At 36.6% G+C, this 12400-nt stretch carries 10 protein-coding genes; 3 read left to right on the top strand and 7 right to left on the bottom strand.

From position 1 onward, the window contains the following. The 6 genes from dltD to uvrB all read right to left on the bottom strand — a co-directional run bounded on the left by dltD (nt 1) and on the right by uvrB (nt 6724). Nucleotides 1–1290, bottom strand: coding sequence for a D-alanyl-lipoteichoic acid biosynthesis protein DltD (gene dltD / locus A9Q68_RS01460; protein WP_071792888.1), 1290 nt, complete (start codon nt 1288–1290; stop codon nt 1–3). After that, the gene (gene dltC / locus A9Q68_RS01455) at nt 1283–1522 is read right to left on the bottom strand and encodes a D-alanine--poly(phosphoribitol) ligase subunit DltC (RefSeq protein ID WP_071792887.1); all 240 of its coding nucleotides are present in this window, start codon (nt 1520–1522) and stop codon (nt 1283–1285) included. Before dltC ends, dltD begins: the two co-directional genes overlap by 8 nt. Nucleotides 1523–1537: 15 nt before the next feature. Further along, on the bottom strand, nt 1538–2797 hold the full coding sequence (gene dltB, locus A9Q68_RS01450) for a D-alanyl-lipoteichoic acid biosynthesis protein DltB (RefSeq protein WP_071792886.1): 1260 nt from the start codon (nt 2795–2797) through the stop codon (nt 1538–1540). Beyond that, nucleotides 2794–4332 (bottom strand): D-alanine--poly(phosphoribitol) ligase subunit DltA, encoded by a 1539-nt coding sequence (dltA, locus tag A9Q68_RS01445; protein ID WP_071792885.1) that lies wholly within the window; start codon nt 4330–4332, stop codon nt 2794–2796. The genes dltB and dltA overlap by 4 nt, the downstream gene beginning before the upstream one ends. 12 nt (nt 4333–4344) lie before the next feature. Next, a complete protein-coding gene (locus A9Q68_RS01440; protein WP_071792884.1) occupies nt 4345–4479 on the bottom strand; it encodes a teichoic acid D-Ala incorporation-associated protein DltX in 135 nt (44 codons plus the stop codon). Between the two features lie 253 nt (nt 4480–4732). Further along, on the bottom strand, nt 4733–6724 hold the full coding sequence (gene uvrB, locus A9Q68_RS01435) for an excinuclease ABC subunit UvrB (protein WP_071792883.1): 1992 nt from the start codon (nt 6722–6724) through the stop codon (nt 4733–4735). 171 nt (nt 6725–6895) lie between these two features. Here uvrB and A9Q68_RS01430 point away from each other — a divergent pair, with 171 nt between their 5' ends. Both A9Q68_RS01430 and A9Q68_RS01425 read left to right on the top strand, forming a co-directional pair. Further along, entirely contained in the window at nt 6896–9067 is a 2172-nt protein-coding gene (locus tag A9Q68_RS01430; RefSeq protein WP_071792882.1) for an ABC transporter substrate-binding protein/permease, read from the top strand. Then, on the top strand, nt 9067–9807 hold the full coding sequence (locus tag A9Q68_RS01425; protein WP_071792881.1) for an amino acid ABC transporter ATP-binding protein: 741 nt from the start codon (nt 9067–9069) through the stop codon (nt 9805–9807). Before A9Q68_RS01430 ends, A9Q68_RS01425 begins: the two co-directional genes overlap by 1 nt. 91 nt (nt 9808–9898) lie before the next feature. Here the strand turns inward: A9Q68_RS01425 and A9Q68_RS10705 are convergent, their stop codons facing one another. Further along, nucleotides 9899–10099, bottom strand: coding sequence for an LPXTG cell wall anchor domain-containing protein (locus A9Q68_RS10705; RefSeq protein ID WP_131814167.1), 201 nt, complete (start codon nt 10097–10099; stop codon nt 9899–9901). A gap of 805 nt (nt 10100–10904) precedes the next feature. On the opposite strand from A9Q68_RS10705, the gene A9Q68_RS01420 reads away from it, so the two are divergent. Further along, the gene (locus A9Q68_RS01420; protein ID WP_071792880.1) at nt 10905–12398 is read left to right on the top strand and encodes an ATP-binding cassette domain-containing protein; all 1494 of its coding nucleotides are present in this window, start codon (nt 10905–10907) and stop codon (nt 12396–12398) included. Nucleotides 12399–12400: the final 2 nt, after the last annotated feature.

The raw sequence follows: 12400 nt of genomic DNA, 5'->3' as shown, positions 1-12400 counted from the left end.
TTATGGAGTCACTTTGATTACTGGATTTTTAAACTCTTTGCCAGTCACATAATCTAATGTAGCCCATCTGTCTGAATAAAATTCAGGATTTATTTTGTAGTTATAGCTATTGTGTTCAAACTCTAAGAAGGGCTGGACAACTTTATCTACTGCTAACCAACCATTCCAACCAATGTGAATAGTATCTTCCATAAAGTAGGCTTCCCCACCATTATTAGAAAAGTCTGCAATATTATCAAAACCTTGAGATTTGAGTTGATACTTAATTTTAGAGACTGCCCTTAAATATTTCTCTTGATTAAGTCCGGTATACTTTGCCCATTGTTGATTTACAGGAGGAATGATGAAAAGTACATCAGTATTCTCTTTTGCAAATTCCGACAAGACTAATTGGAAATCATTGTATTCTGGTGAATTAATATAAACATTGTTACGTTGAATTGATTTATATTTTCTGATACTAGAACCAATGCGTTTTCTATAAAACGAATTTTTTATGCCAAATGGATTATTGGAAGTGGCAACTTCACCACGTTTAATTGCTAATTCTTCTAATCTATTGTAGGAGAATTTTTTCGGTAGGCCATTAACTCGTGGAATAATCCGATTTTCGAAATTATCCGAAGTAGCTAGGAATCTAAACATTGATTCTTCATGCAAAGCAATGTGATATTGCAACTTCAAGACTTGTTTGTCCCAAGAAGACAAAACGTTTCCAGAAGCAACTTTTTCTAAAAGTCTGGCCTTAGAGACACCTGGGTTCATGGTAAGCATTCTTTTCGCAGCAAATTGTGACTCCTTGTCCTGCTTAGCATGTAATAAAAATTCAAAAATTTGAGTTTTTGACAGATAGGTTTGAACGGCACCACTATCTGTTCCTTGTGGTGTAAACCATTGTGGCGAAATAACAAAGACTGCTTTTTTATTTTTTAAATTACCTTTAATTTGTTGCATACCATAATAATGAATTAGGGACTGTGATCCCCTATTACCAATTAAGAAAGGACGGTACGAACGATTATATTTTTCTGCAATGACCGAAGGATGCATTGAATCCATCCGACTCCACTCACTAGATCCAAAAAAAGGAACAAAACGATGTTTAGAATCTTCAAGTGCCTGTTTTTTTATTAGACTGTTTTTAAAACTAGCAATACTAATAGTGACAGCTGTTTTCTTTTCCGCAAGATAATCATTTTTTAAATGATTAGGAAATGCGAAAATTGTTGCTGCGACTAATATTAAGGCTAGTGTAACAGGCCCTAATACATATGCTAATTTTTTAAGCATTTTGCAGTTCCTTTACACCTTCTACGATTTTAGTAACAGTATTCCAATCTTCCCGTCCAAATTCTGATATGGGCACCTTGATGTCAAAAAGTGATTCCAATTCAACGATTAATTCAACAGTTCCAAGACTGTCTAGCACGCCAGCATCAAACAAATCCTCGTCCAACATATCGGAAACATCTTCCATAAATAGGCGGTCAAAAGCGTCAATAATTTTTTCTTCAATAGTCATGATAATTTTCCTTCTTTAGAAATGAGTAGGATGGATCCAAAAATGGTCCAAGAATCCTGAGAATAATAGTAATGAGACCATTACGACATGGAATGTGAATACAATCGAGACATAATGATAGGTTTTACTGGTAAATAGGGGAGCTAGGCCTCTTTGCTTTCTTTGGCAATTGATGGTTTTCTTCCGTCTAATCCAAGCATCTGTCAAAATTAGGCCCAACCCATGAAAAATGCCATAAGCAATATAATACCATGTGATGCCATGCCAGAATCCCATAATGGTCATATTTACCAAATAAGCAAATCCTGAAGTCACATTGCGGTTTTTAAAAACTTTATGCTTAATGAGAAAATGGACTAAACGCATAAAGACAAAATCTCTAAACCAGAAAGATAAGGTCATATGCCATCTATTCCAAAATTCTTTTAGGTTTGGTGCCAAGAAAGGTAAATGGAAATTTTCTGGAGTTTTAATGCCTAGTAGGTTCGAAATAGCTATCGTAAACATGGAGTAGCCTGCAAAGTCAAAAAAGAGGTTAAGTCCATAAAGGTACATGACTAATATCAAATAAACATTGAAATAGCCACCAGTCGCAATTGTTTTTGCTTCGACTATTGGGAGAAAAACACTGCCGAGATAATAAGAAATAATAAATTTGTAAAGGAAACCAATCATGATGTACTTGATTGCTTTATTAAGCATTTCAAGGTAGCTATCCCGATCAGGCAAGGTCTCATAATCTTCTTGAAAGCGTCTGTAGCGGTCAATAGGACCACTGGAAAAAGTTGGTAAGAAGAGCATAAACCTTAAGAAGGTAAAGAGACTAAAATCTTTCAAAAGACCATCTCGCATTTCCATAACCATTCCTATTGTCTTAAAAGTTAAATAAGAAATCCCTAAAAATGAGAAGAGTGATTGGTTTGGATGAACTGGGTTGATAGGACTGATTTTTACGATAAACAATGGTGCAATAACTAAAATAAGAGTTAAGGCGAAAACGAAAAAATTATCATATTTTTGTCGGTACCATTTATAGAAGAAGATCGAACAGGTTTGCCAAATAATATAAAGTAAAAAGGCTTTTAGTTGGTCGGTGTGACCTTGACCAAACATCATGGCGACAAAAACTAAAGTCACTATCAACTCATAAATGTGAAACCTTTTTTGATAAAAGAGTCCAAGGATGACTGGTAAAAGGGCAATAATTAAATAAATAAAATAGCTAGGATTTGAATAGGGATCTAAATAGGGAATCTGACTGAGCATTCCAATCATCGATTATTCACCTCATTTATTAAAGCTTTAATGTCGGTTTTGCCATTTGGTGTCATCGGAAGCTGATCACGATAGATGAACTTAGAAGGCATCATATAAGTCATCATCGTATCTTTGAGTGATTCTTTGATAGCCTTAGTCACGTCAATGTCTCGCTCAAATCCTTGACGAATTCCATCTTTTAAAACAACATAAGCTAAAAGATTTTGTACCTTATGTTCCACATTATATCGAGGAACAGCTACTGCTGTATCTACCAGTGGTGATTGTTTCAATTGTTGTGAAACATCTTCCAATTCAATGCGATAACCACCATATTTAATTTGGAAATCTAAACGTCCACCGTAGGTTAAGACATGGTTTTCATTAAAGGCACCTAAATCTCCAGTATGGTAAGCTGGTTGACCTTTAAAAGTAAAGAATGCTTCCTTGGTTTTTTCTGGGTTATTAATATACCCTTTCGACACTGCTGGACCGGTAACGATAATTTCACCACTCTGACCGTCAACTACTTCATTTAAATCTTCATCAAGAATGAAAGTTGGTGAATCTGGTTTTGGATAACCAATCGGTAAGCGTTCACCTTTTTCAACCATTTCTTGCGTAATCCGAATTGCTGAAAGGGCTACTGTTGCTTCAGTTGGTCCATAAGCATTGACGATAATTGCATCGGGAAAGCGAGCCATCAATTTCTTGGCTGTTGATACTGTTAATTCTTCCCCATCAAAGTAAAAATGCGTTAAATTTGGCATTTTTTCTTGGCAAAAATCATCGCTTAGCATGGCCATGTCAACAAATGAAGGTGTCGATGTCCAAATACCAACCGGCAGGCTTGTAATAGCTGAAAAGAGTTGTTTGAAATCTGAGACTAATTCCTTAGGTAGAGCATACATTGTCCCCCCTAGAGCTAAAGTTGGCGCCCAATACATGACAGATAAGTCAAATGAATATGGTGGTTGCGCCAACATTTGTGGTTGGTCTGGTGTAGCAAACTCTTGATCACTAATCATCCAGTTGGTAAAACTGAGTAAGTTATCATGGGAAATTTGAACTCCTTTGGGTTTACCAGTGGTACCAGAGGTGAAGATAATATAATAGTTGTCTTCACCCTTAACTGGGGTTGTCATCTGATAAGGGCTGGCTGCCGCTTTAGCTTTTTCAATGTCATCAAAACTAATGATAGGTAAGTCTTCAACCTCAACAATCAAAGGTTCGATAGCAATAACAGCACTTGGTTGTCCAATTTCAATAATGTCTAAAATTCTTTCAGGAGCGGAATGAACATCTACTGGAATAAATGCATGTCCAGATTTACTTAAGGCTACAAAACTTGCCATCATATCATAGGATTGAGCACCAAATACTAATATTGGTGACTTTTCTTCAAGATTAAGACTATCTATATAGTTGGCTATACTATCAGAATCCTCTTTCAATTGGCCATAGGTGTGAATTTCCCTCAAACAGTTATAAACCGGGAAATCCTTTTGACTTATGGCAAGCCCTTCTATTCTTTCAATCATATCTGTAATCATTGTACATTCTCCTTAAAACTCATTATAAATAAAGGCACTTTGACCATGTCCAAGATAATCAAAGATGTAGATTAATAGAATAAAAATGAGATAGAACAAAACTGTTTTACCAATAAATAACATCAATATTTTTCGTTTTTCGTTCATTTTCTACCTATTCCAGTCGTTTTTTTTAATAATTCATACAAAATTTTACCCTATTTTAACTTTATGAGCAAGTTAAATCTAAGACTATTAAAAATGTTATCGAATTATAAAAAAATGAGCCATTTATTTTATTTGATTAGAACCCACTAAAAAAGTCCTAATATTTCATAGGACTTAATTTACTCGACATTACTTAAAGCTAACTTAAAATGTCATCTATTCGCAAAATATTGTTACTTACTTGTCACACAAACTATGATTGACTCTTCAAATCTAGAAGCAAGTCACGAATTTCTGCTGCCAGTTCAAAATCAAGCATTTCTGCTGCTTCTTGCATTTGTTTTTGTAATTTCTTAATGGCTTCTTTCCGTTCAACTGGTGTCATCGTAGTGTAATCAAGTCCCTCTTCTGCAATCTCGCTGTCACTTCCTTTCGTAATAGAAATAAGGTCGCGGATTTCTTTTTTGATGGTTTGTGGCACAATGCCATGCTTTTCGTTGTATTCCATCTGAATTTGACGACGTCGAGCGGTTTCATCAATAGCCTTTTTCATAGACTCAGTCATCTTATCAGCATACATAATCACGCGCCCTTCCGAGTTTCGGGCGGCACGACCAATGGTCTGAATCAAACCACGCTCATTGCGCAAGAAACCTTCCTTGTCAGCATCCAAGATAGCAACAAGAGAAACTTCTGGTACGTCGATCCCCTCACGTAAGAGGTTAATTCCAATTAAGACATCGAAAACACCCAAGCGCAGGTCACGGATAATTTCTGTCCGTTCAAGCGTCTTAATATCACTATGCATATATTTAACCTTTACCCCCATTTCCTTAAGGTAGTCGGTCAAATCTTCAGCCATTTTCTTGGTCAGGGTTGTAATAAAGGTCCGTTCGCCCCTCTCTGTACGAAGGGTAATTTCTCCCAAGAGATCATCCATTTGTCCCATACTAGGACGCACTTCAACAATGGGATCTAGCAAACCGGTCGGACGAATAATCTGTTCGATAATGGTATCAGTTTGTTCCATTTCATAGTCACCTGGAGTAGCAGAAACATAAACAATTTGATGCACATGGCTCTCAAATTCTTCCCGTCTCAGAGGGCGATTATCCATGGCCGAAGGCAACCTAAAGCCGTAATCGACCAGCATTTTTTTTCGTGCCTGGTCACCATTATACATGCCCTTAATCTGCCCCATAGTCATGTGACTCTCATCAATCATAATGAGGAAATCTTCTGGGAAGAAATCCAGCAGGGTATAAGGAGGTTCACCAGCGGCACGACCATCCATATGACGCGAGTAGTTCTCAACCCCATTTGTGTAGCCCATTTCTCGAAGCATTTCGATATCATATTCGGTTCTTTGTTTTAATCGCTGCGCTTCCAAAAGTTTTCCTTCAGATTCAAACAATTTCAACTGCTCTTCCAGTTCCGCCTGAATTTTAGTAATGGAGGCTTCCATATGCTCATCATTGGTCACAAAGTGGGTCGCAGGAAAGAGAACCAAATGTTCAGCTTCGCCTAAGACCTTACCCGTTAAGGATTCGATTTCACGAATCCTATCAATCTCGTCCCCGAAGAATTCAATCCGGAAAGCATGCTCATCCCGAGAAGCAGGGAAAACTTCGACCACATCTCCACGGACTCGGAAACGCCCCCGTTGAAAATCAATATCGTTACGTTCGAATTGAATGTCAACCAATTGGTTAAGCAATTGATCCCGTGAAATTTCTTGACCGGGACGCAAACTAACTGCTGAATCTGCATATTCCTTTGGGGAACCCAAACCGTAAATACATGAGACAGAGGCCACGACAATGACATCGTTACGTTCTAATAAAGAAGAAGTTGCTGAGTGGCGTAATTTATCAATCTCATCATTGACCGAGGAATCTTTTTCAATATAGGTATCACTAGAAGGAACATAGGCTTCCGGCTGATAATAATCATAGTAGGAAACGAAGTATTCCACCGCATTATCAGGGAAAAACTCCTTAAATTCACCATAAAGCTGACCAGCCAAGGTCTTGTTATGAGCAATTACCAAAGTTGGCTTGTTGACACGACTTATCACCTGACTCATGGTAAAGGTTTTCCCAGTACCAGTTGCTCCCAGTAAAATTTGGGCTTTCTCGCCACCCTCAATATTATCAACTAATTCTTCGATGGCCTGAGGCTGGTCTCCTGCTGCTTGGTATTTTGAGACCAAATGAAAACTATTATGTTCACGTTTATCTATCATTTTTTTATCCTTATCGATACGCTTTTATCCTATTTTAACATAGTATTTCCCAATACTGTTTTTTGTAATACTCTTATTTGATGTTAGGTTTTCTGACATAGAAATCAAAAAAGGTTGCTATTGTCTGAAGTTTCTGATATAATTAGGAATATTTTTTCGAAGGAGATATACATGAAGAATAAAATTAAGGTCTTAATGCTTGCTCTTATATCACTTGGATTCATTTTCAGTGCCCAAGCAAGTGCTGAAACCATCACAGTGGTCTCAGATACAGCCTACGCTCCCTTTGAGTATAAAGATTCAGATCAAATCTACAAAGGTATTGATGTTGATATCATCAAGGAAGTTGCTAAACGCTCAAACTGGGATTACAAAATGACTTACCCAGGCTTCGATGCCGCTGTCAATGCCGTTCAATCAGGTCAAGCTAAAGCTTTGATGGCAGGAACTACGATTACCGATGCCCGCAAAAAAGTCTTTAACTTCTCTGACCCTTATTATGATACAAAAATTGTTATTGCCACACAAAAAGCTAAACCTATTAAAGATTATAGTGAATTAAAAGGCAAAACAGTTGGTGTAAAAAATGGTACTGCATCCCAAAGCTTTTTAGATGAGAACAAAGATAAATATGGTTTTTCTGTTAAAACCTTTGATACCGGCGATCTTATGTACAACAGTCTTGCATCAGGTTCTATTGAAGCCGTAATGGATGATGAGCCTGTTATTCAATTTGCTATCAAACAAAATCAAGATGTTGCTATCAACATGCCTGGTGAAGCCATTGGTTCCTTTGGTTTTGCCGTTAAAAAAGGTGCAGGCCATGATAAATTAGTTAAAGATTTCAATAAATCTTTGAAAGCTATGAAAACTGATGGCACATACCAAAAAATCATGACAAAATGGTTAGGAGATGAGGCCCAAACAAGCTCGAAAGCAACTGGAGATGTTGCTAAAAAAGCCATTCCACAGAAAAAATCATATAAAATTGTTGCTGACTCTTCTTTCGCTCCTTTTGAATTCCAAAACGATAAAGGCAAATATGTCGGCATCGATATGGAATTGATTAAAGCTATCGCTAAAGAACAAGGTTTTACCATTGAAATTGCCAACCCAGGCTTCGATGCAGCCTTAAATGCTGTTCAATCAGGACAAGCTGACGCCGTTATTGCTGGTATGTCTATTACTGATGAACGTCAAAAAATCTTTGATTTCTCTGACAGTTACTACACATCTAATATCTTGCTTGGTGTTAAATCAGGTTCATCTATTAAAGATTACAAAGATTTAAAAGGCAAAACCGTCGGTGCTAAAAAAGGAACTGCTTCTTATGATTTCCTTGACAAAAACAAAGATAAATATGGCTATAACCTTAAAGCTTTTGATGAAGCGTCCTCGATGTATGACAGTCTCAACTCTGGTTCCATCGTTGCTTTAATGGATGATGAAGCTATCTTAAAATATTCCATCCAGCAAGGTCGAAAATTTGACACACCTATCAAAGGTGAACCTTCTGGGGAATATGGCTTTGCCGTTAAAAAAGGAACAAATCCAGAATTAATCGAGATGTTTAATAATGGATTAGCATCTCTAAAAGAATCTGGCAAATACAAAGCAATCCTCAATAAGTACTTAGCATCTGAAAAAGAAACTAAGTCAGCTAATGCTATTGATGAAACCAGCATGTTTGGACTTATTTCAAATAACTACAAACAATTACTTGCAGGTCTTGGAACTACTTTAAGTTTAACCCTCATTTCCTTTGCTATTGCTCTCCTTATTGGGGTAATCTTTGGGATGATGGCCGTTTCGCCAAGTAAAGCCCTCAGAATAACATCATCAGTCTTTGTCGATGTTGTCCGTGGAATTCCATTGATGATCGTCGCAGCTTTCATCTTCTGGGGTATCCCAAACTTGATTGAAAGCATGACGGGTCATCAATCACCAATCAATGACTTTGTTGCAGCTACTATTGCACTCTCACTTAATGGTGGAGCCTATATTGCTGAAATTGTTCGTGGTGGTATTGAAGCCGTTCCATCAGGTCAAATGGAGGCCAGCCGAAGCTTAGGTATTCCATATAAAATTACCATGCGAAAAGTTATCTTACCGCAAGCTATTAAAGTCATGTTACCAAACTTTATCAACCAATTCGTTATTTCCTTAAAAGATACAACTATCGTATCAGCAATTGGTTTAGTGGAACTTTTCCAAACAGGTAAAATTATTATTGCGCGTAACTACCAATCCTTTAGAATGTATGCAATCCTTGCAATCATCTATTTAGTTATGATTACGCTATTAACCCGCTTAGCTAAACGCTTAGAAAAGAGGCATAACTAATGGCAGAATTAAAAATTGATGTCCAAGATTTACATAAATATTATGGCAAAAATGAAGTTTTAAAAGGTATTGACGCCAAATTCTATGAAGGAGATGTTGTTTGTATCATCGGACCTTCAGGATCAGGAAAATCAACCTTCCTTAGAACTCTAAATCTACTTGAGTCTATTACCATGGGTAAAGTTGTCGTTGACGGATTTGAATTATCAGATCCCAAAACCAATATTGACCGTGCCCGTGAAAATATTGGTATGGTTTTCCAACATTTTAACCTCTTCCCTCATATGACTGTTATCGAAAACATCATGTTTGGTCCAGTGGAATTGGGTAAAGAAAGTAAAGAATCAGCTAAAACCCACGCCATGGAATTGTTGGAAAAAGTTGGTCTTGCTGATAAGGCAGACGCTTATCCTGCAAGCCTCTCAGGTGGACAAAAACAACGTGTGGCAATTGCTCGAAGCTTAGCCATGAATCCTGATATCATGCTCTTTGACGAACCGACTTCAGCACTTGACCCTGAAATGGTTGGAGACGTATTAAACGTTATGCGTGACTTAGCACAACAGGGAATGACCATGTTGATTGTTACCCATGAAATGGGCTTTGCAAGACAGGTTGCTAACCGTGTCATTTTTACAGATGGCGGACAGTTCTTAGAAGACGGAACACCTGAAGAAATTTTCGACCATCCAAAACACCCACGTTTAATTGAATTCCTAGATAAAGTATTAAACGTCTAATAAAGACACTAAAAACCCAGTAAAGGAATTGCCTTTACTGGGTTTTTTGACTTCTAATCACTTTGATTTTCTAGCAAGTGTATTGCTATAATCAGTTATTCTTTTTAATAAGTGACCAAATTGCTTGAAAAAGACCCCCTACAAGCATAGCCATTCCGACTATTGTCAAGGGATTTTGGCTTTCAGCTGTGACTGGTAAATAGTCTTTTTTCATCTCTATCAGAGAAGTATTCTCCTCTGATATCATTGTTTTGGCAGGGTTAAACTCTTGTCTTTTTACTTTTTCAATCAAGTTGTCTTTGCTTACTTTAACTTCTATTTTTGGAAGGATTTCCTTGTTTGAATCTTAGGTGATTTTTTTCTCAAAGATTGGTTTTGACATTGGCATAAGCGGTTGGCTTACCTGATCTTCTTCTTGAGTCTTCACTTCAAGAATTGACTGGTCTTCTTTATCTGGTTTTACAATTAATTCATTATTTTTCTCTGGTTTTTGCTTTAATAATTACGATAATCTAATCACACTAAAATTACCAGCCCAGTCTTCACTGATAAAATAAAAATGATCTTCTTTTCAAGATTGATAAGGATCTTCTCACTTGTTGATAAAACTGCCATAGCCAGTAAAGTCATTTGTAAGACTTTAGCTTTATTATTAGAAATTCTTTTATTCATCTATTTACCTCACTAATATATATGTGCAACATGATATGACATAATAAAATAGATTTGAGGTTGATGAGTAGGTTAAAATAGTGAAGTTCTTTAAAATCTTGGCCTTTTTTCAAAAGAATTTTCTCAGATTGAAGCTTTGTCTATCTTACTCAATTACTGCAAATCTTGCAGTAATTGAGTGATTTTGCTACAATAAACTTAATAATATTCGGAGGTATAGGAGCCATGAACAACTAAAAAACTTTTTTGAGAGATGCATCTTTTCAAGTTAAGTTTTTTAGTCTGCTCTTATTTAAGCAAGTATTTTTTATACTGCCTATTTTTTGTCGCAAACTTTCTACTTTTCTTGTTAAGGTAGAAAGTTTTTTTGATCTCTCAAATAGAAAGCTTACAATTCTTGAGTCAAAATTATTAAAGGAGATCCTATGCTACAAATTAAAAACTTATCATTTACCCATCTGAAAGACCTTTCCCAACTTCTCAATCAATTGAGCATAACCATTCATTCAGGTGATAAAGTTGCCATCATCGGTGAAGAAGGAACAGGCAAATCGAATTTATTAAAATATTTATATAACCCCAATTGCCTTGAGGATTATCTCCAAGTATCAGGTCAAGTACATTCTGATTACAATAAAGTCCTCTATTTGCCACAAGAGTTAGAAAGCGAAACTGCTGCTAAAAGATTAACAGATTACATCTACAATGAAGAGGATTTGGCCCATCTTGATTTAAATTCTTTCTTCCAATTAGCTCAAGCCTGTCATTTCAATTTGGACTTATTGGATAAAGAAGATATCAGTCTTGTAGATCTATCTGGCGGAGAAAGGATTAAACTACAGGTCATTAAAGCCTTAGCAATGAATCCTGATTGTCTACTTTTAGATGAACCCTCTAGTGATTTGGATTTAGATACTCTGATTTGGCTAGAAAAAATTATTAGAGAGACAGACCAAACAGTCATCTTTATCTCTCATGATGAGTCCTTTTTGTCCTCTTGTGCCACTGCAGTATTACATCTTGAATTAACCCAAAAACGTCGGAAACCTAAGTGGACTTTCTTCAAAGGTTCTTACCCAGAATACAAAAATCATAGACAAGAAGAATATGATAAACAGTTACAAATCGCCACTAAAGAGCGCGACGATTTTCAAAAAAAAGAAGCCAAGCAGAAACGCATCCAATCAAGTCTTCACCACCAATTGAATGCAACTAAAGACTCTACTGCTGGTAGACTTTTAGCTAAAAAAATGAAAAATATCAAATCTCAAGAACGTAAATTGAGCATTGCTGAAGAAGAATTGACTGAAATCCCAGATCAATTAGAAAGTATTTCTATATTTTTCTCCAATATTGAGCAATTAGCCTCAAACAAAACACTTCTGCACTGGGAAAATCGCCAACTGGAAACGGGTCAAAAAATCAATCTTTCTATTAGGGCGCAAGATAAAATTGTCATTACAGGTGATAATGGGATTGGTAAAAGCCTATTATTAAAGGAAATTGTTGCTGAATTAAGTCAAAATGCCAGCTTTTCATGGTCCTATATGCCTCAAAATTATGATGACCTAATGTCTACAGATGAAAAGATTCTGGATTTCCTAGCCTTTGATGATTTGGAAAAGGCGCGCAGTCTCTTAGCTAGTTTACAATTTACTCGGGAAGAAATTAACCATGGAACGAGCAAGCTCTCTGGGGGGCAGAAGGCAAAATTATTTTTAGCCAAAATGGTTCTCCATAAGTCGCAACTCTTAATTTTAGATGAACCAACGCGTCATTTTTCGCCGACAAGTCAACCTTTAGTAAGGGACTTATTTGCTAATTTTCCAGGGGCAATTATTAGCGTGTCGCATGACCGTGCATTCATTGAACAAGATTATCTGAAAAAGTACCATTTAAATACAAGTAACCTCCTTTAAAG

It is taken from the genome of Streptococcus bovimastitidis (assembly GCF_001885095.1).
GTDB lineage: Bacteria > Bacillota > Bacilli > Lactobacillales > Streptococcaceae > Streptococcus > Streptococcus bovimastitidis.
The sequence above is the reverse complement of the archived record's forward strand: the minus strand, read 5'-3'. Positions and strand labels throughout refer to the sequence as shown.

Bases quoted from the DNA above. Each gene is read 5' to 3' on its own strand.
- dltD (WP_071792888.1), bottom strand. From the start codon at position 1,290: ATGCTTAAAAAATTAGCATATGTATTAGGGCCTGTTACACTAGCCTTA.
- dltC (WP_071792887.1), bottom strand. From the start codon at position 1,522: ATGACTATTGAAGAAAAAATTATTGACGCTTTTGACCGCCTATTTATG.
- dltB (WP_071792886.1), bottom strand. From the start codon at position 2,797: ATGATTGGAATGCTCAGTCAGATTCCCTATTTAGATCCCTATTCAAAT.
- dltA (WP_071792885.1), bottom strand. From the start codon at position 4,332: ATGATTACAGATATGATTGAAAGAATAGAAGGGCTTGCCATAAGTCAA.
- A9Q68_RS01440 (WP_071792884.1), bottom strand. From the start codon at position 4,479: ATGAACGAAAAACGAAAAATATTGATGTTATTTATTGGTAAAACAGTT.
- uvrB (WP_071792883.1), bottom strand. From the start codon at position 6,724: ATGATAGATAAACGTGAACATAATAGTTTTCATTTGGTCTCAAAATAC.
- A9Q68_RS01430 (WP_071792882.1), top strand. From the start codon at position 6,896: ATGAAGAATAAAATTAAGGTCTTAATGCTTGCTCTTATATCACTTGGA.
- A9Q68_RS01425 (WP_071792881.1), top strand. From the start codon at position 9,067: ATGGCAGAATTAAAAATTGATGTCCAAGATTTACATAAATATTATGGC.
- A9Q68_RS01420 (WP_071792880.1), top strand. From the start codon at position 10,905: ATGCTACAAATTAAAAACTTATCATTTACCCATCTGAAAGACCTTTCC.